Origin of the sequence: Nocardia sp. NPDC057440, from assembly GCF_042802915.1 — a bacterium.
GTDB lineage: Bacteria > Actinomycetota > Actinomycetes > Mycobacteriales > Mycobacteriaceae > Nocardia.
The window spans coordinates 264,292-285,767 of sequence record NZ_JBHVDF010000008.1; the positions used below are offsets into that span (position 1 = coordinate 264,292).

A 21,476-nucleotide genomic window follows, 5' to 3' on the forward strand; every position below is an offset into this window, starting at 1 on the left:
CGCCACTGGCTAGATCTTCTCGGGAAACACCGTCGACGGCCCACCCCGAGGCGGGTCGGTGACCGGTACGACGGCAGGGCCGGAGAGCAGGGGGAGGGAGGCGGTGGCGGGGCCGTCGAGGAGCGTGCCGTCGGCGGCGAACCGGGAGCCGTGGAGGGGGCAGTCCCAGGACTTTTCGGCATCATTCCAGCGGACGATGCCGTAGAGGTGGGGGCAGATGGCGGAGACTTCGGTGGTTTTGCCGTCGACGGTGCTGACTGCCGTGGGTTGGAGGCCGTGGCGTTCGACGCGGCCGCAGCCTTCGGTGGGGATCGGGCCATAGCCGGATCGGGCCATGCGTAGCCAACCGGTCGAAAGGCGCAGTGCGACAGCGCTGTTGGTTTGCGCGGCCGAAGGGATCGCTTTGACTTCGGCGGGACGCCAGGTAGCGAGGGCGCCGGACCACCGCGGTGGTTTGCCGTTGATGCGGCCGGCGAGGGCGAGCGCGGCGGCGATGCCGTTGGTCAATCCCCATTTCGCGTAGCCGGTCGCGACCAGGATGCGTTCCCGGCCGGGCAGCAATGGGCCGGCGTAGGGGAGTTCGTCGATCGGGTGGTAGTCCTGGGCAGACCAGGACTGCAGGGGTTCGGCGCTGGGGAACCAGGTTCTGGTCCATTCGGCCAGATCATCCACGCGGCGGCTGGTGGAGCCGGTGCGCCCCACCACGTGGTCGTTGCCGCCGACGAGCAGCAGATCGCCGTCACGGCCGGGCACGTAGCGCAGCGAGCGTGTGGGTTGGCCCGCACTGATAAACATTTCGCGCCGGATGGGCTCGGCGACGCGGAACGCGGTGAGATAGGAGCGCTGTGCGGTGAGCCGAGCGAAGAAGCCGCCGCGATCGAGCATGGGTGTACCGGTGGCCACGATGATGGTGCGCGCGGCGAGTTCGCCGTGTTCGGTGTCGATGACGAGATCGTCGTTGTCGCGGTGGTGAACGCCGTGGGCGATGGTGGATTCGAAGATCGGCGCGGCATGTGCCTCGACATCGGCGGCCAGCATCGCGAGCAGTGCCATCGGGTCGAGCTGCGCCTGGTCGGCGAGCCCGACCGCACCGTGGAAGGGAAACGGCACGTCCAGATCGTCGACGGGATAGGTATCGAGGCCTGCCGCCCGCGTGGCCCGGAGTTCGGCACGCACCGCGGGTATTTCGTCCTCGGTCTGGGCATAGGTGAGGGCAGGCAACCGCTGGACGGGCAGCGCGTGTTCCTCGCAGTAACGCAGCAGCCACTGCTGACCGGCGCGATTGGCTTCGACGTACTCGGCCACCGTTCGATCGGAATGCCGCGCGGCGATGCGCTGCGCGCGAGTTCCTTGGAGCAGGCTGATCTTTCCGGTGGTTGCGCCGGTCGTGCCCGCCCCGAGACGTCTACCCTCGACCACCGCCACCTCGACGCCGCTCTCGGCCAGCAGCAACGCAGTCACCAGACCGGTCAAGCCGCCGCCGATCACGACGGTGTCGAAGCGAAGTCCCGGCGTCAGCCGCAGCCGCGCCGGCACCGTGGCGTCGTTCAACCAGAGTGGCGTCATATTCCCGGCATAGCCGTTATCGCTGTGGTGAAACGTTTGAATGCGTGTCGATTGGACCGGCCGACGCCGGGTATGCGGCCACTATTGATCAACCAATTATTGGAGGTGAAATACCGTGCCCACAAACAAGAGCGGACCACACGAAGGTTTCGAAGGTACCGTCGAGGGCGTGAAGGGCACTGCCAAGGAAGCGGCAGGAGCCGTTCTCGGCAATGACGATCTGCGGGCCGAAGGCCGAAAGGCGGCATCGCTGCGCGGCGCGGCAACGAAGGAAGCTGAGGCCGAAAAGGCAAGGGCCGAGGCAGATCTGGCGGAGCTGCGCGAAAGGACGCGACAGCAGTAGAGCCCGACAGGCCGCGAGGTTGCCCGGTCTCACCACCGGGCAACCTCGTTCGTGTAGGTGCTCAGCATGCGGTGATGCTGTGTTGCACCAATTCTTCCTCGGTGGCCTCGTGCACGGCGATCAGTCGTACGAGCTCTCGCAAGGCCGAACTGTTCTCGATGCCGGCCGACAACAGGATTTCCTCGATGAGCTCTGTCATTCGCTGGTGCTGTACATGTAAGAGATTCACGACATTCTGCTGATGTCGGGTTGTCATGCCTTCATCTCCCTGTTTTGTACCAGGAGTCCGTCGCGCGCAAGATCGGGATGTACCGGTAGCCGGATCAGTTGAAGCCCGCAAGCCCGGACGCGAGGTCCGGAATATCCAGGGCATCGAGCACCTGCTGGCGGACATCGGGGCAATGTTCGAGGGTGATCGTGTCGATGATCTTGCGGTCGGCGATGACGACGTCGTTGAGGCCGCCGCTGCGGGCTGCCCAATTGTGCACGGTGCCATTGAAGGAAATCTTGCCGAGCACGGTGCCTTCCTCGCGCCAGGTGCCGACCTCGGGTCGAATCATGTCGCAGAGCTTGGTGGCCGCCGCGGGGGTGATCTCGTCGGTATCGGGCGCGCCCGAAGAACTCGAGGGCGCAGGAATCGATATCGAGATGCTGTTCGTCGTCGGTGTCGCAGGTGCCAGATCGGGTTCGCCGTCACTCGAACATGCCGCGAGCTGAGCACCGGCGGTGAGTAATCCGGCGGACAACGCGATCCGCACTGCAATACTGAACCGATTCACTTCTCCTCCTCGATATCGGATGATGCCGATATGGTGGCGTCGCATCCCGATTACCCGGAGAAGTACCGCTCAATCGGTGGCTGCGGTGGCTGCGGTGGCTGCGGTGGGGGCGATCGGGTCGACGCCGTGCGGGCGGGCGTAGCCCGGTGGTAGGGACGATGTGCTCGGTATCGGATGCGTGACGCGCCGAGCCGAGCGACACTCGGAGGAGCCCATTCAGTCGCAGCGGCGAGGTGTGCGGAACATACTTGCTGTGTGACGGAAAGCGGTTTGTCCCCCGAAGGCGCGCATGCGCTCGATCGCGTGATCGGTGCAGGCACGCCGCAGAATGTCGGCTATTTCCACTTCCTCTTCGCCGACCAGAAGTGGGAATGGTCCGATGAGGTCGCACGGATGCACGGCTACGGCTGTGGAGAGATAGAACCGACCACCGAGCTGCTGTTGTCCCATAAGCATCCCGACGACCGAGCACAGGTGGCCAGCGCGCTGGCCAAATCCATCGAGACCGCTGAGCCGTTCTGCAGCAGCCACCGCATCGTCGACACCGAGGGCGATGTGCACCACGTGATCGTCGTCGCCGACCGCATGGTCGACGACGAGGACGAGGTGATCGGCACGTCGGGGTACTACATCGACGTCACGCACACCATCGAGGAACACCGCAGGGAGACCCTCGACGACACCCTGCCCGAGCTGTATGCGGCGCGAGCGGTGATCGAACAGGCGAAGGGGGCGTTGATTCTGGTCTACGGCATCAGCGCCGAGCAGGCGTTCCGGGTGCTGAGCTGGCGTTCCCAGGAGACCAACACCAAACTGCGTGCCCTGGCCACCCAGCTGGTCGCCGATCTGCGGTCGATGGTGCATTCCACAACAGGACTTCGCACGGAGTTCGATCATCTGCTGCTGACCGTGCACACCCGGATCCCGCCGAGCGGATCGGCCGGCGGGCGCTGAGGGACGTCATCCCACCACGACGCCGATCAGGCTTCGGACAAGACCAGGGGTTTCGAGCGGCATGGACCGGGTAGCCGGTCCATGCGCGTGCCGCTGGCTATTCGTCGCACCCGTGATCGCCCGATACACAAAGATCGGCCGACAGGGCCCGGGCTGTCGTTTGGTGTCGAACGAAGAGAGCCGCTCGGTGACGGCAAGAAAGGTGGTGGTTGGCATGGCGGAACCGATCTCGGAAGCAGCGTTGGGAACGAGGGCTGTCGGTATCCAGGTGCCCGCCGAGCTCGGGCAGCTGATCATGTTGCGTGCCCTCGCCGAAACCGTCGCGCTGATCGCGGATTTCGCGCTCGACGAGGTCACCGACATCCGCCTCGCGCTCGACGAGGTGGCTAGCTCGCTGATCCTGGACGCCGTGCCGGGCAGCACTCTCGACTGCGCATTCCGCTACGACGACAACCAGATGTGTGTCCACGTCGCTTCGGTGGGGGCCGCGCGACCAGCGGTCGGCGAAGACAGCTTCGGCTGGCACATCGTGCGCACGCTGACCGACTCTCTTGCCGCGACACAGGAGCACTACGACGCGACGGTATCCGGGTATCCGACCGCTGTGGACTTCACCTGGGTGCGGAGCTCGCGCAACCGATGACAACGGTGGCTGCCGGTCAGTGAATGGTCGGCGGCGGTTCGGTCGGTCGCGGACCCGGCGCCGGCGGTGGTTCCGGAACGGGCGGCGGCACCGGGTCGGGTGCGGGCGGAACCGGTTCCCCCGGCTGCGGTATCGGCGGCGGTGACCCCGGATCCGGTATCGGATCGGGATCGGGAATGGGAGGTACCGTTGCGGACCCCATGGTGTGCTCCTCTGCCTCGTCTCATGACCGTTCCGTCGAGGCGATACCCGTTGCCTTCATGCGCAAACCGCCGAGAGTTGTTGTGACCAGCGCTACTTTCGAAAATCGAGACTTCCGATTGAGCCCATCGATGGCGGGTATGCGGTGAGTGTCCACCTGATAACCGACATTTCGGAGGTAGATATCGTGTCCGAACACAACAGTGGTCCCCGCGAAGCTGTCGAAGGCACTGTCGAAGGTGTCAAGGGAAAGGTCAAGGAGGCCGTAGGAGCCGTCTTCGGAAACGACGACCTGCGGGACGAAGGAAAGGCTCAGCAGGACAAGGCGGAATCTCAGCGCGCAGCCGCGCAGAAGGAAGCCGCCGCCGAAAAGGAACGTGCCGAAGCCGCTTTGGATGAACAGCGTCAGCGCGCGTATCAACGCGGCCAGTAGTCGATCCGGTCCTTCATCGAAAAATCCATAGCTGAATGCAGAAAGGGTTGCCCGGCTTCCGTCGGGCAACCCTTTCGATTCGGCTGGAGCAGTCTATTTGGGTACAAAGATTCCCGTCAGGTCGGCTTTCCTGATCGGTGTATCCGGATTGGCCTGGGCGGTGCACATCAATTCGATAGATGCAATCGCCGCGTCGATCGCCTGGTCGTTCGTCGGGGCGGACTTGTCGCTGCGTTCCTGCTCGAGGAACTTGGTCACGGTGACGCGCTGCTTGTCTTTGTCCTGCGCGACGAACTCGTTGCACGGTGTGTCACCGCCCGCGTTGACTGCCTTCTTCGCCTCGTCGCAGCCGCTGGTGAACACGGCGGTCGCGGCGGCGACCGCGAATGCGGCGATCGCCGCCCTGCTCGGTCCTACGGTGGTTCTCATCTTGGATTCTCCTGACGAAAATGGATATCAATGGCCGCGTGGTCGGCTGAGGCCGAGCCGTTCCTGGTTGTTGACCCGCTGGTGCTCGGCGATCACCAACACCGCACCTACCCCCAGGCACAGGGCGCACGCAATACCGCCGATAGCCGCCCAGCCGGCAAATCCGTATCCCGCGGCGGTCAGGGTGAGTGCAAGCAAAGCGATACCGACGCCGAAGAGAATGATTCCCGGCCAGTCGCGGGTATCTTCTATAGATTCACCGGCGTGTGTTCTTGTGGTGCGGGAGTCGTCCGGAAAATCGTGTTCGGGCCGGTCGATGTCGTTGTTTCGGCGCGAATCGCTCGGTTCGCCGTGCATAATGTTTCCTTTCAGGTAGAACCGTCGAACAGGGGCATTCGTCCGAATACCCCGGAACGGGGCGTGTATGCGCTGGGAACTCGGGTAAGCGACCGGTAGAGGAAGGACGCTGTTCGTGGCCGCACAAGATCACGCCTCGGATCGGAATCCACGCGAGGAAACCGAGGCCGAGCAACTGGACCGGAATTGGGACTCTCTGGTCCAGGAATTGCGCGTGGTTCCAACCGGCGTGCAGTTCCTCATCGGGGCGCTGCTGATTCTGTCGTCCCAAGCCGGGTTCGCCACCGGTGCGGTGGTCTTGGTGGCCGACGTCGTCGAGGGTGCGATTGCGGGTGCGGTTGTCGCGGTCCTGTTCGCCGCGGCCTGGGTCGTAGCACCGTGGCGATGGCGAAAAGCGAGTAATGGATACGGGTTTCGACCCTGAACCCTCGGGTACCTGTTCGAACGATCCCGGAAGGAGCGCGATTCGGTGGAGACCACAACGATCGGGATCCAGGTGCCCGCGCAATTGGAACAGCTGACAATGCTGCGCGCACTCGCCGAAACTGTGGCGATGATCGCGGATTTCGCGCTCGACGAAGTGACCGACATCCGGCTCGCGCTCGACGAGGTGGCCACCTCGCTGATCTTGGACGCGGTGCCGGGCTCGACCATCGACTGTGAGTTCAGCTATGACCAGACGCAGATGTTCGTACACGTCGCCTCGGTCGCGGCGGCGGAAACGGTGGTGGCACACGCGGGCTTCGGTTGGCACATTGTCCGGACCCTGACCGATTCCATCGCGGCGGTGCAGTCCCCGTTCGACAGCGTGGTCTCGGGGTATCCGACCGCGGTCGACTTCAGCTGGGTGCGAGGTGCCTAGGATGCCCGGTGAATCGAGATCGCCAGGCGATAGCTATGACAATGTCGAGCCGCTCTTCGAGAAGGTCGCCGCGCTGGCTTCCGAAGATCCGCGTAGAGAAACGTTGCGAGAAGAGCTGATCGAGCGTTGCCTGCCCTTGGCGGAGCACATTGCCCGTAGGTTCGCCGGGCGCGGCGAGGCTTTCGACGATCTGCTGCAGGTGGCGCGGCTCGGGCTGGTGCACGCGACCGATCGTTTCGACGTCGATCGTGGTTCGTCGTTCTTGTCCTTCGCGGTGCCGACGATCATGGGCGAGGTGCGCAGGCATTTCCGCGACAACACCTGGGCGGTGCGAGTTCCGCGGCGGGTCAAGGAGATCCAGCTGACCATCGGACCCGCGGTCGAGGCTCTGGCGCAGCGGCTCGGCCGGATTCCGAAGGCAAGGGAGATCGCCGCGGCACTCGAGGTGGACCTGGTGGAGGTCACCCAGGCGTTGATAGCGGGCAACGCCTATCAGTCCTCCTCGATCGATGCGCTGGCCGGTGACGACGAGAACGCGCCGCTGCCGCTACTGGAAAGCCTCGGCGCCGAGGAGTCCTCCTACCACCTGGTGGAGGATTTCATGGCGGTGAAGCCGCTGATCGCGGAGCTGCCCGAGCGGGAGCGACGGGTGCTGATCATGCGTTTCTTCGAGTCGAAGACCCAGACCCAGATCGCCGAGTATCTCGGCGTCTCCCAGATGCACGTGTCACGCATTCTGTCGCGCACGCTGAAGGGGCTGCGCGAACAGGCATTGCGGGATTGAGCGCATTCTCGGAGTGGCGCTGAGTCATCTTGCTCACGAACGTATTTCGCGGTGCCGCGGCATCGGTTTGCTGGACACGACCCAGGGGTACGCAGACAGTAGCCGGATTTCGATGCCTACGGCGCAGGAGGTCGTCATGAACTATCAGCGACGACCGAGTACCCGGAACGTGCACGTCGCTCCGGACAGTGCACGGTCGCTGAAACAAGCACGAGAAATCTCGCCTCACACCGACCGGCCCGCACGGTCGGGTCGCACGCTGGTCACTACCGATCACGAGGTCATTCGACGGTGGGCCGAGCGGCGTGGCGCGCGTCCTGCGACGATGCCGGGCAGTGCCTACAACGGGCACCTCGGTGTGCTGCGCCTGGATTTCCCCGGCTACGGCGGTGCCGTCCTGCAGCCGGTGGATTGGGACGAATGGTTCGCCGACTTCGACGCGCGAGGTTTGAGCTTCCTGTATCAGGAACGGTGGGCGGATGGATCGGTCAGCAATTTCAACCGGCTGGAGGGCGTGGATCGCGTGGTCGGATGACCCGTCCGACTCGACGCTCGATCGTGTCGGACATCACGCCCAGCTTGCGCCGCCGCCGTATTCATGAGCAGGCTGGAAGCCGCTGTACACATCATTGACCGCGAACCGCGACGTTTACCGAACGGTCGGTCCGGGTAAGTGTGTGTTCGGCAAGTTGCTCGAAGTGCGGAAACTGTCGCGTCGGTATGGGGATGCGATTCTCCGCGTCGCGGCACGCTCCACGCGTGTCTGCAAAGGATGAGGGTCTTGAGCGCGAACCTGATGATCGTGGAAGATGACAATCGTGTGCGTGGTGCACTGCGGTTGGCCATGGAAGACGAGGGCTACGACGTCGCAGAGGCGCAGGAAGCCGAGGACGCGCTCATTCATCTGCGCAGCAATGGCGTCCCCGACGTGATGATCGTTGATCTGATGCTCGGCGGCATGGATGGCTTCGACTGTATCCGGGAGATCCGGCGTGAACACGACGTGCCGATCATCGTGGTCAGCGCGCGTGACGATACTCACGACGTGGTGGCGGCGCTGGAGGCCGGTGCGGACGATTTCGTCGCCAAACCGTTCGAGATCAAGGAGATCACCGCCAGGATGCGGGCGCTGCGACGGCGCGCGCGGCTGTCCGCGGAGCGGGACACCCCGCAGGAAGTGGTGCTCGACGCGCACCCGGAAGCGCCCTTGGTCCTGGCACCCGACGGCGGTGCGGTGCGCCGTGGCGACGAAGAGATCGGGTTGACGCTGACCGAGTTCCGGCTGTTGTGTGAATTGGCCGACACTCCAGGTCGGGTGCTCAGCCGCACCCTGCTCCTCGAAAGGGTATGGGACCGTGGATTTTTCGGCGACGAGCGGATCGTCGACGTGCATATGCGCAGATTGCGCACCAAGATCGAGCTGGATCCGTCCGACCCGCGCATCGTGGTGACGGTGCGCGGGCTCGGCTACCGGCTAGATGTGCAGCGCTGATCAGGAGCGGTTCGCGCCCGAGCGCTGGGAACAGGCCGCTGACCGGCAGCACAGCGTGGGCGAACGGCGGCACTCTGCGTCGGAACGCTGGCGCGCATTCGGATTCGATCCGGAGCGCTGGAGCCTGCGCACCCGGGTAGTGGCGGCGTTCGCCGCGATTACCGCGCTGATGTCCCTGGTACTGGTGATTTCGGTCTTCGCCATCAGCCGCAGCTACCTGGAGGCGCAGCGGCCGCAGACGCAGGGATACGCGGCCGGCGATCTGCAGCCCGATCTCGAGCTGCTGCGCAACGTTCTGATCGGCTGCGCGCTGGTCGCCACCCTGATCGGCGCCGCGGTCGGCTGGTGGGCCAGCAAGCGGGTACTCACGCCCCTGCAGCAGGTCTCCAGGACCGCCGCCCGGATTGCGGCCGGTGACCTCACCACCCGGCTGCCCGAGACCCGTGACCCGGATTTGGCCACGACTGTCGGGTCGTTCAACACCATGGTCGACTCGCTGCAGCGGCGGATCGAGCGTGAACACCGCCTGGTCGGCGATGTCAGCCACGAACTGCGCACCCCGCTGACCACCCTGATGGCCGGCGTCGACGTGCTCAATCGGCACAGCGTCGAGTTCCCCGAGCGTCCGCGCCGGGCGCTGGGGCTGGTCACCGACGAGGTCGATCACCTGCGCAGGCTGCTCGACGATCTGCTGGCGTTGGCCCGCGCCGAGGCCGGCATGCACCGCGGCGACGTCGATCCGTTGTCGGTGCGCGAGCTGCTGACCCATACGCTGGCCGGCAGCAGGCACGCACCGGAGCTGCTGACCGTGGTCGAGGACGTGACCGTGCGCGGCCGCAAACTCGAGCTGGAACGAGCCCTGGTGAATCTGCTGGCGAATGCCGACCGGCACGGCGGCGGCGTTGTGGCGGTGACCGTGCGCCGCGATGACGGCGACGCGGTGATCACCGTCGACGACGCGGGACCCGGTGTGCCTGCCGCGGATCGTGGTCGCATCTTCGAGCGCTTCGTGACCATACGGTCGGGTCGTAGCTCGGCGACCGGCACCGGCATCGGTCTGGCATTGGTCGCCGAAACGATGTCCGCGCATCGCGGTCGGGTCGAGTGCGTGGACCGGCCGGGCGGCGGCGCCCGGTTCACCCTCCGGTTGCCCGGCCTCGCCGGCGAGTCTCTGTGACCTTTTCGTAACACGACCGTAAACAACTCGACCGGACCACCTCAAAGTTGATTCGTAAGCCTGGATAAGTACTGCAGACCCAACCTGGGAGATGTATGTCACTGCCAACACTGTCCACCGCAACAATCGATCGCTCACATGCTGAATCACCCTCGGCCACAGTGAAGTCCGCGCCGGGAGCGCGCGTTGTGCTGCGCGCGCCGCGGGTCGGCGACGCGGCCGACATCTGGCGGATCGCGAAGGATTCCCATGTGCTGGACACCAATTCCAGCTATGCCTACCTGCTCTGGTGCCGGGACTTCCCCGGCACATCGGTGGTCGCCGAAGTCGGCGGCAGGATCGTGGGTTTCGTGATCGGCTATGTGCGTCCGCAGGCGCCACACACGGTGTTCGTCTGGCAGGTGGCGGTCGAGCGGGCCCAGCAGGGTCGCGGCATCGGCGCCGCGCTGCTCGACAAGTTGCTCGACACTGTCGCCGGAGCTGGAGTTTCGGTGCTGGAAACGACCATCGCGCCCGACAACCCCGGGTCCATCGCCATGTTCACTGCGGTGGCACGCCGCCGCGATGCGCGAATCACCAAGCGCCCCTTGTTCGAACCGGGAGTTTTCCCGGACAGCCACGCCGCAGAAGATCTGTATCGAATCGCCCCGACCGCCCGTACCACGCAGGAGGATCGCCGATGATTACCGCTGAAACAACCATTTTCGAAGAACTCGAATCGAATGTTCGCGGATATTGCCGAGCTTGGCCCACGGTATTCACCACCGCCAAAGGGGCCTGGCTGCGCGACGAGGACGGCAAGGACTACCTCGACTTCTTCGCGGGTGCGGGTGCGCTGAACTACGGCCACAACAATCCGGTGCTCAAGCAGCCGCTGCTGGATTACATCGCGAGTGACGGCATCACGCACGGGCTGGACATGTCGACGGTGGCCAAGCGGCGGTTGCTGGAGACGTTGCGCGACACCCTCCTCGCGCCGCGCGGCCTGGACTACAAGGTTCAATTCCCCGGCCCGACGGGCGCCAACGCGGTCGAGGCCGCGCTGAAGCTCGCGCGCAAGATCACCGGCCGCAAGACCATCCTCAGCTTCACCAACGCCTTCCACGGCATGACACTCGGCGCATTGTCGGTGACCGGCAACGCCGCCAAGCGTGCAGGTGCGGGCGTGCCGTTGGTGCACGCGACGCCCATGCCCTATGACGGCTACTTCGACGGCACCACCGCCGATTTCCAGTGGATGGAGCGCGTGCTCGACGACACGTCGTCCGGCTTCGATCGCCCGGCCGCGGTCATCGTGGAGACCGTGCAGGGCGAGGGCGGCGTCAATGTGGCACGTCCGGAATGGCTGCGACACCTGGCCGGATTGTGCGCCGCACGGGAGATCCTGCTGATCGTCGACGACGTGCAGATGGGCTGCGGGCGGACCGGGCCGTTCTTCTCCTTCGAGGTCGCAGGCATCACTCCGGACATCGTGACGCTGTCGAAGTCGATCGGCGGCTATGGGTTGCCGATGGCGCTGGTGCTGTTCAAGCCGGAACTCGACCAGTGGGCGCCGGGTGAGCACAACGGCACCTTCCGCGGCAACAACCCGGCCTTCGTCACCGCACAGGTCGCGCTGGAGCACTTCTGGTCCGACGGCGCGCTGCAGGCCTCGACCGAGGCGAAGGGCGAGCGGATCGAACAGGTGCTCGGCAGGCTGGCCGCGGAGTTCCCTGGCGTCTCGCTGCGCGGGCGCGGGCTGGTCCAGGGCGTGGTGTTCGACGACCCGTCCCAGGCGAGCAAGGTGTGCCAGGTCGCCTTCGAGCGCGGGCTGCTGGTGGAGACCTCCGGTTCCATGGACGAAGTGGTGAAGTTGCTGCCGCCGTTGACCATCAGCGACGAGGAACTCGACCTGGGTCTCGATCTGCTGAGCACGGCCATCGACACCATCGGGGGTCGCTGAGATGATCGTGCGAACCACCGCGGCCATCACCGGCACCGAACGCGACGTCGCGGGCACGGGTTGGCGCAGCAAGCGCATCGTCCTGGGCGGTGACGGCGTCGGTTTCTCTTTCCACGAGACCACCATCGACGCGGGCACCGAGCACGAATTCCACTACCGCTATCACGTGGAAGCCGTGTGGCTGATCGAGGGGGAGGGGACGCTCACCGATCTGGACAACGACCTCACCTACGAACTCGAACCCGGCTCGATGTACCTGCTCGACGAGCACGAGCGCCACCGGCTGCACGCGCGTACCGAGATGCGGATGATGTGCGTCTTCAACCCGCCGGTGACCGGGCAGGAAGTCCACGACAGCAACGGCGTCTATCCGCTGGTCGCCGCCAACGCGGTCTGAAAGGAATACGTAATAGTGTTGGCGCACACTGACACTCGCATCACCGATCGCTATCCGACTCGTCTCGGCGGTCCCGCGCCGCACCTGGATCGCCCTGATCCGACGGTGTGGGGCCGAATCGAGCACGAGGAACTGGCGAGCTTCGATGTCGACGGGTTCGCGATCCTCGACGCGCTACTGACTCCGGGTGAGGTGGCCGATTTCAGCGCCGAAATCGACCGCCTCGCCGGAGATCCGGCGCTGCACGGCGACGACCGCGTCATTGTCGAGAAGTCGTCGAACCGGGTGCGCTCGATCTTCGAGGTGCATCGGCTCAGCGCGGCGGTGGCCGAGCTCGTCCAGGAGTCACGCGTCGCCGGATTGGCGAGGCAGGTACTGGGTTCCGAGGTTTATCTGCATCAGAGCCGAGTCAACTACATGCCGGGTTTCCACGGCGCGGGCTTCTACTGGCATTCGGATTTCGAGACCTGGCACGCGGAGGACGGGATGCCCGCGCCACGCGCGGTGAGCCTGTCGATCGCACTCACCAACAATTATTCGATCAACGGCAGCCTCATGATGATGCCCGGCTCACACCGCACCTTCGTGCCCTGTACCGGCAGCACGCCCGCCGAGCACTACCGGGAGTCGTTGCAGGAACAGGAGATCGGCGTGCCGAGCCGGGCCGATGTGGCGACGCTGGCCAACCGGTACGGGATCGCCCAGTTCACCGGCGCCGCTGGATCGGCGCTGCTGTTCGACTCCAATGTCATGCACGGGTCGTCGAACAACATCACCCCGTTCCCGCGCTCGAACATCTTCCTAGTATTCAACAGCGTGGCGAACACGCCGGTGGAGCCGTTTGCCGCGCCCGGGCGCCGGCCCGGCTACATCGGCAGCCGGGACTTCACGCCGGTCTAGGCGACGGCGCTAGCTGTCGAGCGCGCCGGTGAGGGTGGCCAGTTCGGTGTCGAGCGCCAGATCGCTGACTCGGCGTTCGAGCTGCTCGCGGTCGGCGGCGGGCAGCTTCGACCACACCGCACCGATCTGTGTCTGGGTGCCGACCTCCGCGACGGCCAGCACCCGCAGCAGCGTCGGCCACAGGTGTGCCGTCCTCGCGACCACGGGCAGCGCCGCGAGGGTGGGTTCGGTCAGTTCGGTGAGATGCCGTGCGACTCTGCGTTGTACATCGGTCTCGGCGCGCTCCACCAAGTTCAGCAGTCCGCGCCAGAGCGCGGCCTCGGCACGCTCATCGAGCCCGGCGACCAGTGTCGCCATTGCCGCTGCGTCGGACGTCAGCGGGTTGGCGGCGAGGCTGTCCAGTGCGGCGGGGCTGAAATGCCCGATGAACGTGAGGATGTCGGGTACCGCGCCCGCCTCGATGGCCGAGATGGCGAAGTCGGTGATCGCCCCGGTCGAACCGACGTCGAACAGGATGTCGCCGACCGCGGCGATCACGTCCTCGTCGCAGCGGGCGAAAGTCGAGAGGGCGGCCAATCGCAGATCGGTCTCGCCGGCGAGCACGGTGGCGACGATGCGCGGAATCCGTTGGGCGGGACCGGTGAGCAGCTCTCGCACGATGGCACTGACGTTCGCGCCGGAGAACGCGTACGCGGCCGACCGGATGAGTGCCTCGTCATCGTGCACGCCCTGCTCGACGGCTCGGATCAATTCCGGTGTCGCATAGGCGAGCAACGGTCCCGCGGTGATGTAGTCGCCACGACGCAACAGCTCGTTGGTGATTCGGATCACCGGGCCGGGAGGAGCGACGTCGGCGAGCTGACCGACGCTGCGCGGATCCATGAAGGGCGCGCAGTCCGCCGCATAGGAGACATCCAACATGCCGACTGCCTCGGCGGCCTTCTTCGGATGCTCGCCCCCGACCGCGCCGGCCGCCCGGCCCGCCATCGTCGGCGGCACGACTCGCGTCACCAGCGGCAGCGAGATGCGCAGCGGCACGATCGGAACCAGCGCGCCGAGTCGCTCGAAGATCGCGTTGTTCCGATCGAAGATTATGCCTGCCATGCGTTCTTGCAGCTCATGCAGCTGCTGCGCGCCGAGCTTCTCGAGGTGTGCGAGGCTCTCGGCCTGCACGTGCAAAGTCCTGGCCAGCAGAATGATCTGGGCCTTGGTTACCAAGTCCGTCATCAGCCCAGCGCATTCCCGAACATGATCTTCTTGGCCGCCGTGCGCAACGGCCATGGCAGCGCGCCGACCACCTTGTCCACCGCTTCGGTCAGTCCCTCGGTCTCGATCCGCTGTGCCGTGTGGAACATCGTCAGCAGCTCGGTGGTCTCCTGATCGGAGAGTAGATCGAGGGCCGAAAGCGGCCCGCCCAGTTCGCGTTCGAGGTCGGTTCTCGAGCTCATACGTGTCTCCCCATGCTCGGCTGCGCGGACATGACTGTCCGGGCGGCGTTCTCGATCACATTGTGCAGGCATCGGCCGGATGCCGGGAGGGTTCGTCTGAGACAGGCAATCCGGCAATCCGGCAGCAAGGCGCCGGGGGCTTGACCTAGCTGCTTCGTGGATGCCATGCCCCGCGACACGACCGGCAAGATCGTCGAGCGCACCCTGTTCTGCCGAGCTGGCCGATCAACCGCGCGAGACGATGCGCTGCAGCGCCGCGAGATCCTGCTCGAGCATACGGAACAGCCAGTAGACGCCGATGAATGCCAGGGCACTGCCGACACACAGCACACGTAAGGCAACGATTACGGAGGGAATGTCCTCCGGCGGAATGAAGGTCGCGCCTGCGACACCGAGCAGCGGAACGGCGGCCGCGATGACGAGGAAGTAGGTGCTGGCCCGGTCCAATTGCTCCAGCTGACGCGCGTCGTCGGCGCCGAGCCCACCGTGCGGAAGGAACATCGGGTACAGACTGCGCACGGCATAGAAGGTGACCAGGAAGTACGGGTAGGCCATGGCGATGGCGCCGCAGACGATCTGGGTGATGAAGAAATGCACGTACGCCTCGGCGCTGAGCTGATTGCCCGACAGCTGCACGGAGACCGGTACGACGATCCCCGCAAGAGCCCATAAAGCGAAGCAGGTCAGCACATTACGCCGACCGAGCTGCAGGGTGTCGGTGCGAGCACGGGCCAGGGTGGCCGCATCGCAGGGCTTGCCCGCGCGCAACCCGCGCGAGACCGACCACAGATGGGCGAGCAGCACATTGGTGACCACGAATCCGATAAAGAAGCAGATCCCGTAGGCGGTGAGGGCGACCTGGTCGAAGCGGTGCCGCGCTTGCTCGTCCAGTTTGGCGATGATCAGCGTTCGATTGTGGTTGTAGCTGTAGAGGATCGCCAGCGCGTTGGGCACCGCGATGGCGAGTGCCATGATCGGGTGCATGAGCGGCCTGGCCCGCAGGCGCCCGCTGTGCGGCGGCGGATCGACGAGATCGCGGGCGCGGGCATCGAGGCAGACGTCGAACTGCTGGGCCATATCCGCGCCGCGCGGCCACCGCTTGTCCGGATCGGGGTCGAGCGCGCGCACCAGCGCCCGGCGCAGCGCGGCCGGGCAGTCGGGCGGAAGATCCTCGTACGGCAGCGATTGCGGGCTGCCCGAGCGGCGCAGCAACATGTCGTCGAGCGCGGTGCGGTCACCGCCGGTCGCCGGGTCGTCGTCGAAAGGCTTTCGGCCGGTGAGCAATTCCCACAGCATGACGGCCAGCGCGTAGAGGTCGCTGCGGGTGTCGAGATCGGCGGCCGAGGCCGATTTGTCCGGATGTACGGCCGCCAGCTGCTCCGGGGACATGTAGGCCAGCGAACCACCGAAATAGGCGACCGGGCTGTCGCCGGAGACATTGCCGCTGAAACTGATGTTGAAATCGGCGAGTTTGGGGATGCCCTCGGCGGTCAGCAGCACATTCGCCGGTTTGATATCGCGATGCAACACCCCGCTGCGGCCCGCGTAGTCCAGCGCCTGCGCCAATCTGCGACCGAGCCAGGCGATGGTTTCCGGCCACGACAACGTCGCCAATTCGGCCCGCGTCACAGACTCGCTCGGCCTGATCTCGCCCTTGTCGGTGAGCACCGAATCGATGACATCCACCAGCAATGCGCCGCTGCGTTCCCCGGCCGGTGCCGCCCGCGCCTTTTCGAGCACCGTGAACAGCGTCCCGCCCGGCACGTACTGCATATAAAGCAGCCGCAGCCCGCGGCCTTCCAGCACGCGCTGGTCGAACACCCGCACGATGTAGTCGTGATCCAGCTGCGCCAAGGTCTGCGGCTCGGCGCTCTTGTCCTGCGAGATCTTTACCGCGACCAGGCGCTGCATCGATCGCTGCCGAGCCAGGAACACCCTGGCGAACGCACCGCGTCCCAGGCCGGTCATCAGGTCGAAGTCGTCGATCTTCTGGCCGACCTCGATATCGTCGAGGTTCGCAGGCTCGGCTGCCCCTGCCACGAGCGTGCTGCGATAATCGTCGGTGGCCAGCATCTCGGAAAGCTGTTCGGCCTGTTCAGGATACGCGGCAGTGTATTCGGCGACCTCCACCGAACTGCCTGCCCGCCTGCGGACGTGGAACTCCTCGTAGATCAGATCCGGCGGCAACGGCCAGGTCCTCAACTCCGGCAGCTCCTCGACATACTCCGACAGCCGCTTCGGCTCGGCCCCTCGCATCCACCGGTTGGCGAGATCGATCTTGATCAACTCGATCAGCGACACGCGGCGGATGGCGGGGGAGTCCGGAAGGTACGCGGGCAGGTCCGGCGGCGTGTCCGAGGCCCGCCACGCCTCGGCGAAGCGCTCGACGACCTCGGCGACCCCGCGCGAACTATTCGGCGATCGGTCCGGGGTGACCGTCGCCCCCGGTACCGGCGGAGCGGGGTGCGCCATCTGCGCATCGTATCCCCGCTCCGCCACATCGGCGGACTGTTGAGCAGGGAGATTGCTACCTCAATGCCCGGTACACAGCGAGCCAGCTGTCCGGCGGTACGAAACCCACCGGCAGATCGTCGGCTATTCCAGCGTTTGCGCACGCCGTGCGCACGATTCTGGTCGGGAACGCGCGCCGTAGGGACGAGGCAAAGGAACCACCGGCACCGGCGAAGCCGAGCTCGACCACACGGCGGTAATCCGCCATCGCTTCCGGCGTGAGCAGCGGTTGCTGCCGCCTGACGAGCCGCAGCACCGCCGCATCGACGCCAGGGACGGGACGGAACTTTCGGCGATCGACGGTGGCTCCCAATTCGATTGTCGCTGTTGGCCAATGGGTGATGGTGAGCTTTGTCCACCGCCCGTAGTCGCCGGAATGCTTGCGTGCGAACTCGCGTTGGGTCAGCAATGTCGCGGAGGTCAGCCACTGGGCCGAGAGGCACCAGCGGACGATGTCGGTGCTACTGGCGAACGGGATATTCGCAACCACCATGAACGGCTCGGACGGCGCGCGCATATCACGGAAGTCGGCGTGGACGCAGCGGATGCGGTCGTTGTCCGCATACCTGATGCGCAGGCGGTCCGCAAAGTGGCGGTCCTTCTCGTAGGCGAGCACCCGACCGGTGCTGCCGAGTAGTTGCCGAGTCAGCATCCCGTCGCCGGGACCTATTTCGACGACTAGATCGGTGGGCCCGATATGTGCGGATGCCACGAGCATGCGTGCGGTGTCGACCTCGGTGAGGAAGTTCTGCGACAGCCGTTTGCGGGTGCTGCCGGAACGGGTGTGCGTGTCGCGGGCACGCGTAAGAGAACGGTTGCGGGACATGGGTGTCCTCCGAACGGAGTGGTCGAATCAGGAAGGTGTGATTCGCCCGGACCCATGCCAGGTCACAGTGCAGTACCGGTCGCTATCGACCGTGCGGGCAGGCCCCGATCAGCGGTGACGGGGAACCGGAGCAGTGCGATGCGCTGGCAGAGCCCAGGCCTCCGCGCGCAGCCGCATGTAGTGCACGCCGGCCGCGCACGCTCCGCTCATGCCGAGTGTTCCCATGTCGGCCAACTTACGACACCGTGTCTCGGTGCGCGAATGAATAATCGGCCCAATGTATGCGGGCGGCGGCGTTGCCCATCGGTGACCGAGAATCCGACCTGCGGCAGCGATGCTGTTCGGGCACACTGTCGGGCATGCGCGTGCGGTCGGTTACGGAGTTGATCAGCTATGTCGAGGGTGCAGGGCGGGTGAAATACGTGCGGTTCTGGGGGCATCAGCCGCAGCAGGACGGCAGTGTCGGGCCCGGCTGTTTCAGTCAGTGGTGGCCTGCGCCGTTCCAGGTCGACGGACTCACCTTCGCCACCGCCGAGCATTACATGATGTGGGGCAAGGCGAAGTTGTTCGGCGACACCGATACTGCTGAGCGGGTTGTCGCGGCGGAGCATCCGAAGCAGGCGAAGGAGCTGGGCAGGCAAGTGCGTGGATTCAACGACATCATCTGGGATGCACAACGTTTCGATATTGTAGTGGCCGGCAGCATCGCGAAGTTCGGGCAGCACGAGGAGCTGAAGCAGTATCTGCTCGGTACAGGGGACCGCGTGCTGGTGGAAGCCAGTCCGGTGGACCGGATCTGGGGTATCGGGTTGGCCGCCGACGATCCACGGGCCGAGAACCCAGCGCATTGGCGCGGATCGAATCTGCTCGGGTTCGCCTTGATGGCGGCGCGCCACGAATTGCGGATGGCTCAGCCGGAGCTGACCGAATGATCGTTCTCGGCCGTGTGCTCCTCGGTGGCGCACGCGCGCCAGACTCTGGCCTCTGACGAATTGCCCTGGCGTTCCAGTAGTTCGGCGAGTCCGATCATCGCGCGGGACTCGCGGCGATCGGCGGCCGTACGCCACCAGTGTTCGGCCCCGGCGAGGTCGCCGACGCGAAAACGGACAACGCCGAGGTCGTAGGCCGCACCGGCGTGGCCTGCTTCGGCTGCCTGCGCCCATAGGCTGCACGCCCCGTCCTCCTCGCCGCGGCTGTACATGGCGACGCCGAGATCGTAGAGGGCGCTGCGATATCGGGGTTCGGGCGCGGTTGTGACCGGAATGGGCGCGGGCGCGGTTGTAACCGGAATGGGCGCGGGCGCGGTTGTGACCGGAATGGGCGCGGTTTGCGCGGCAGAGCTTGGAATGGATGGGGTTTGCGGGGGTGAACCTTGCGCGGCCGGGCTGGTCAGGGATGGCGCGTGCAGAGGTGTGCCTTGCGGGGGTGAGTACTGGGGAAGCGCGGTCTGCCGGGGCGGCTCGTGCTGGGATGGGTTCTGGGGAAGGAGATCCTGCTGAGGTGGCTCCTGCTGGGATGGGTTCTGCACGAACGGGTTCTGAGGAAGGAAGTCCTGCTGAGGCGGGACGTGCTGGGATGGGTTCTGCACGAGTGGGCCCGTCGGGAGGGGATCGTGCCGGGCTGGGTCGTGCGGGGGGCTTTGCGGGAGTGGGTTCTGTGGAGCGCTGTGCTGGGGCGGGTTCTGTGAGAGGGGGTTCTGCAGGGGCGCGTCGTGCTCGGGCGGGTTCTGCAGGCGCGCGTCGTGCTGGGGAGGGTTCTGTGGGAGAGGGTTCTGCAAGCGGACGTCGTGCCGGGGCGGGTCCTGCGGGGGCGGGTTGTATGGGGCGCTGTGCTGGGGCGGGTTCTGTGAGAGGGGGTTCTGCAGGGGCGCGTCGTGCTGGGACGGGTTCTGCAGGCGCGGGTCGTGTTGAGGTGGGTTATGCGGCAGAGGGTCTTGCGGCGGTGGGTTGTGTGGGGAGCTCGAGGGCAATGGGCTCTGCGGGAGCGGATCGGGTACGGGTGGGTGCTGCGGGAGCGGGTTGCGCGTGGGCGAGCTGTGGGTCGGCGGTCGCTGCGCGGCGGTGGTTTCGGGGACCACGGTGTCGGCCAGTGTCGTCTCTATCTCGACCACGAGGTTGGCGAAATTCGGCGGGCCTTCGCCGACGCTGCACCACAGCACGAGTCGGCCGCTCGGCGGTTGTTCGATCAGCATGCCGTAATTGCCAGAGTACGACTGTTCGATTCCGAAGGGGTCGACCCAGACCGGCGTCAGACTGAACAGGGCGCCGGGGTTGTTGGGAAACAGTTCGAAGGTGATGCCCGAGGCGAGAGCATCACTCCACACATCGACGCCGCCGAGTTGCCTGCCCGCGAGGCGGATATGGCCATCGGTCATCGACAGACCGATCCCGTGCCCGCGCAGTCCGGCCGGTGGTGCCGCCGACAGCAGTGTCATGCTGACCCAGATGGGTGCGGGTCCGACCTGCTCGGTGTACATGGGATAGACCATGCTGCCGCTCCAGCGGATCGGATCGGCGGACTGGTAGCGGGCGGCCAGCGGTAGGTTGTCGGCCGAATTCCGCGCATGCCACTGTGAATACGGCTCAGTCATTCGCGCCCCGCCTTTCCGCCGATGGTTGTCGCCCCCGTCCTGTGCGGTGTGGCGGGGTATACCGTACTCGGCGGGCCAGAAGGCCCGCGGCTCAATCCTCCGCTGGGGCGCATACCGTTACGCCGAAGAGCTGTTCGCCCGTCACGGCAGCAATTTCGAGCGCATCGAACGCCTCGACGAGTCGGCGCTCTTCCCACTGGAAGTGGGATTCGAGGATCGCGGCGAGGCCGTCGAGTTCGCGCTTGGCGGTGTCCGCATTGTCCGGTCCAATCTCGGCGAGGAGCTGTTGCAGCCTGCGCAGGATGTTCGCGACGAGGTGATGGTCGGCGCTGAGCTCGGCGAGCACCGGTGCCAGTTCCGGGAATTGGTTGCCAAGGACGGGGAAGGCCGTGGTGTCCTCGCTGGTGTGGTGTTGCGTCAAGGCCGTACAGAAGGCTGTGCAGTGTGTGCGAAGTTGCGTGGGCGGTACCTCCTCGCCCGCGAGGTAGCGGTCGAATTCGCCACGGACACGGCGCAGTTCGGTGCGCAGGTCGTGGTGTACCTCGGTGAGTTCACGCCCGAGGGCGCGGACTCGGTCGACCGACCGGTTTGTTTCGGGGCGCGGGAACGTTGTCAGGCATGGGAAGTCCTTCGATCGAGGAGAATCCGACCGGTCGCGGTCGACCGGCGGTGTATGGCCCGAAAAGCGGGCTCCGTTATGCGATATGGCCGGCGCTGAAGGCGCGGCTCGGCGTCACTGCGGACGCGAATGTGGACGCATGGCGGTCTCCTCGATCACGGTGCCTCCATGGCGATCGCCGTCCACTCGGCGGCACCACGCGGCACGGTTCATGATTAGCACG

Annotated in this window: 27 protein-coding genes; 16 read left to right on the forward strand and 11 right to left on the reverse strand. The window is 65.7% G+C overall.

Translation table 11 applies throughout. The annotated features are described in order from the left end of the window. Positions 1-9: 9 nt before the first annotated feature. Positions 10-1,566, reverse strand: a complete 1,557-nt coding sequence (locus tag ACFU4Z_RS19155; protein WP_379064700.1) for an FAD-dependent oxidoreductase — start codon at positions 1,564-1,566, stop codon at positions 10-12. Positions 1,567-1,681: 115 nt separating this feature from the next. On the opposite strand from ACFU4Z_RS19155, the gene ACFU4Z_RS19160 reads away from it, so the two are divergent. Continuing rightward, the gene (locus ACFU4Z_RS19160; RefSeq protein ID WP_379064702.1) at positions 1,682-1,909 is read left to right on the forward strand and encodes a CsbD family protein; all 228 of its coding nucleotides are present in this window, start codon (positions 1,682-1,684) and stop codon (positions 1,907-1,909) included. A gap of 61 nt (positions 1,910-1,970) precedes the next feature. On the opposite strand, the gene ACFU4Z_RS19165 is transcribed toward ACFU4Z_RS19160, so the two are convergent. Then, positions 1,971-2,108, reverse strand: coding sequence for a hypothetical protein (locus tag ACFU4Z_RS19165; RefSeq protein WP_379064704.1), 138 nt, complete (start codon positions 2,106-2,108; stop codon positions 1,971-1,973). A gap of 124 nt (positions 2,109-2,232) precedes the next feature. After that, positions 2,233-2,469 (reverse strand): hypothetical protein, encoded by a 237-nt coding sequence (locus ACFU4Z_RS19170; RefSeq protein ID WP_379064706.1) that lies wholly within the window; start codon positions 2,467-2,469, stop codon positions 2,233-2,235. Here ACFU4Z_RS19170 and ACFU4Z_RS19175 point away from each other — a divergent pair. From ACFU4Z_RS19175 to ACFU4Z_RS19190, 4 genes are all read left to right on the forward strand, one after another. Continuing rightward, positions 2,468-2,626 (forward strand): hypothetical protein, encoded by a 159-nt coding sequence (locus ACFU4Z_RS19175; RefSeq protein ID WP_379064708.1) that lies wholly within the window; start codon positions 2,468-2,470, stop codon positions 2,624-2,626. The genes ACFU4Z_RS19170 and ACFU4Z_RS19175 overlap by 2 nt on opposite strands. 317 nt (positions 2,627-2,943) lie before the next feature. Beyond that, on the forward strand, positions 2,944-3,642 hold the full coding sequence (locus ACFU4Z_RS19180; protein WP_379064710.1) for a PAS and ANTAR domain-containing protein: 699 nt from the start codon (positions 2,944-2,946) through the stop codon (positions 3,640-3,642). Positions 3,643-3,856: 214 nt separating this feature from the next. Beyond that, the gene (locus tag ACFU4Z_RS19185) at positions 3,857-4,285 is read left to right on the forward strand and encodes an anti-sigma factor (protein WP_379064712.1); all 429 of its coding nucleotides are present in this window, start codon (positions 3,857-3,859) and stop codon (positions 4,283-4,285) included. Positions 4,286-4,673: 388 nt separating this feature from the next. Beyond that, entirely contained in the window at positions 4,674-4,919 is a 246-nt protein-coding gene (locus ACFU4Z_RS19190) for a CsbD family protein (RefSeq protein ID WP_379064714.1), read from the forward strand. A gap of 93 nt (positions 4,920-5,012) precedes the next feature. Here ACFU4Z_RS19190 and ACFU4Z_RS19195 read toward each other — a convergent pair whose 3' ends face one another. Both ACFU4Z_RS19195 and ACFU4Z_RS19200 read right to left on the reverse strand, forming a co-directional pair. Continuing rightward, on the reverse strand, positions 5,013-5,348 hold the full coding sequence (locus ACFU4Z_RS19195) for a hypothetical protein (protein ID WP_379064716.1): 336 nt from the start codon (positions 5,346-5,348) through the stop codon (positions 5,013-5,015). A 27-nt stretch (positions 5,349-5,375) separates the two neighbouring features. Beyond that, positions 5,376-5,705 (reverse strand): hypothetical protein, encoded by a 330-nt coding sequence (locus ACFU4Z_RS19200; RefSeq protein ID WP_379064718.1) that lies wholly within the window; start codon positions 5,703-5,705, stop codon positions 5,376-5,378. Positions 5,706-5,820: 115 nt separating this feature from the next. Here ACFU4Z_RS19200 and ACFU4Z_RS19205 point away from each other — a divergent pair, with 115 nt between their 5' ends. From ACFU4Z_RS19205 to thpD, 10 genes are all read left to right on the forward strand, one after another. Continuing rightward, on the forward strand, positions 5,821-6,129 hold the full coding sequence (locus tag ACFU4Z_RS19205) for a DUF6328 family protein (protein ID WP_379064720.1): 309 nt from the start codon (positions 5,821-5,823) through the stop codon (positions 6,127-6,129). A gap of 45 nt (positions 6,130-6,174) precedes the next feature. Further along, the gene (locus ACFU4Z_RS19210) at positions 6,175-6,567 is read left to right on the forward strand and encodes an ATP-binding protein (protein ID WP_379064722.1); all 393 of its coding nucleotides are present in this window, start codon (positions 6,175-6,177) and stop codon (positions 6,565-6,567) included. A 1-nt stretch (position 6,568) separates the two neighbouring features. After that, positions 6,569-7,351 (forward strand): RNA polymerase sigma factor SigF, encoded by a 783-nt coding sequence (locus ACFU4Z_RS19215; protein ID WP_379064724.1) that lies wholly within the window; start codon positions 6,569-6,571, stop codon positions 7,349-7,351. Between the two features lie 136 nt (positions 7,352-7,487). Next, positions 7,488-7,886 carry a hypothetical protein gene (locus tag ACFU4Z_RS19220; RefSeq protein ID WP_379064726.1) on the forward strand — a complete coding sequence of 133 codons (399 nt, stop codon included), beginning with the start codon at positions 7,488-7,490 and terminating at the stop codon, positions 7,884-7,886. A 246-nt stretch (positions 7,887-8,132) separates the two neighbouring features. Then, complete coding sequence (locus ACFU4Z_RS19225) at positions 8,133-8,843, forward strand: response regulator transcription factor (RefSeq protein ID WP_379064728.1); 711 nt, start codon at positions 8,133-8,135, stop codon at positions 8,841-8,843. Then, positions 8,830-10,020 (forward strand): sensor histidine kinase, encoded by a 1,191-nt coding sequence (locus tag ACFU4Z_RS19230; RefSeq protein WP_379064730.1) that lies wholly within the window; start codon positions 8,830-8,832, stop codon positions 10,018-10,020. Before ACFU4Z_RS19225 ends, ACFU4Z_RS19230 begins: the two co-directional genes overlap by 14 nt. A 95-nt stretch (positions 10,021-10,115) precedes the next feature. Continuing rightward, positions 10,116-10,703 (forward strand): diaminobutyrate acetyltransferase, encoded by a 588-nt coding sequence (gene ectA, locus ACFU4Z_RS19235; protein ID WP_379064732.1) that lies wholly within the window; start codon positions 10,116-10,118, stop codon positions 10,701-10,703. Beyond that, a complete protein-coding gene (ectB, locus tag ACFU4Z_RS19240; RefSeq protein ID WP_379064735.1) occupies positions 10,700-11,962 on the forward strand; it encodes a diaminobutyrate--2-oxoglutarate transaminase in 1,263 nt (420 codons plus the stop codon). Before ectA ends, ectB begins: the two co-directional genes overlap by 4 nt. 1 nt (position 11,963) lies before the next feature. Next, complete coding sequence (locus ACFU4Z_RS19245) at positions 11,964-12,359, forward strand: ectoine synthase (RefSeq protein ID WP_379064737.1); 396 nt, start codon at positions 11,964-11,966, stop codon at positions 12,357-12,359. 12 nt (positions 12,360-12,371) lie between these two features. After that, positions 12,372-13,259 (forward strand): ectoine hydroxylase, encoded by an 888-nt coding sequence (gene thpD / locus ACFU4Z_RS19250; RefSeq protein WP_379064842.1) that lies wholly within the window; start codon positions 12,372-12,374, stop codon positions 13,257-13,259. 9 nt (positions 13,260-13,268) lie between these two features. On the opposite strand, the gene ACFU4Z_RS19255 is transcribed toward thpD, so the two are convergent. The 4 genes from ACFU4Z_RS19255 to erm all read right to left on the reverse strand — a co-directional run bounded on the left by ACFU4Z_RS19255 (position 13,269) and on the right by erm (position 18,044). Continuing rightward, positions 13,269-14,486 carry a hypothetical protein gene (locus tag ACFU4Z_RS19255; protein WP_379064739.1) on the reverse strand — a complete coding sequence of 406 codons (1,218 nt, stop codon included), beginning with the start codon at positions 14,484-14,486 and terminating at the stop codon, positions 13,269-13,271. Then, complete coding sequence (locus tag ACFU4Z_RS19260; RefSeq protein WP_379064741.1) at positions 14,486-14,707, reverse strand: hypothetical protein; 222 nt, start codon at positions 14,705-14,707, stop codon at positions 14,486-14,488. Before ACFU4Z_RS19260 ends, ACFU4Z_RS19255 begins: the two co-directional genes overlap by 1 nt. A 225-nt stretch (positions 14,708-14,932) precedes the next feature. Beyond that, complete coding sequence (locus ACFU4Z_RS19265) at positions 14,933-17,179, reverse strand: serine/threonine-protein kinase (protein WP_379064743.1); 2,247 nt, start codon at positions 17,177-17,179, stop codon at positions 14,933-14,935. 55 nt (positions 17,180-17,234) lie between these two features. Then, the gene (erm, locus tag ACFU4Z_RS19270) at positions 17,235-18,044 is read right to left on the reverse strand and encodes a 23S ribosomal RNA methyltransferase Erm (RefSeq protein ID WP_379064745.1); all 810 of its coding nucleotides are present in this window, start codon (positions 18,042-18,044) and stop codon (positions 17,235-17,237) included. A 359-nt stretch (positions 18,045-18,403) separates the two neighbouring features. Between erm and ACFU4Z_RS19275 the strand changes: the two genes are divergently transcribed. Next, positions 18,404-18,976, forward strand: a complete 573-nt coding sequence (locus ACFU4Z_RS19275; protein WP_379064747.1) for an NADAR family protein — start codon at positions 18,404-18,406, stop codon at positions 18,974-18,976. Here the strand turns inward: ACFU4Z_RS19275 and ACFU4Z_RS19280 are convergent. Next, positions 18,955-20,634 (reverse strand): hypothetical protein, encoded by a 1,680-nt coding sequence (locus tag ACFU4Z_RS19280; RefSeq protein WP_379064749.1) that lies wholly within the window; start codon positions 20,632-20,634, stop codon positions 18,955-18,957. The two genes, ACFU4Z_RS19275 and ACFU4Z_RS19280, sit on opposite strands and share 22 nt — an antisense overlap. A 91-nt stretch (positions 20,635-20,725) precedes the next feature. Continuing rightward, complete coding sequence (locus ACFU4Z_RS19285) at positions 20,726-21,340, reverse strand: hemerythrin domain-containing protein (RefSeq protein WP_379064844.1); 615 nt, start codon at positions 21,338-21,340, stop codon at positions 20,726-20,728. Positions 21,341-21,476: the final 136 nt, after the last annotated feature.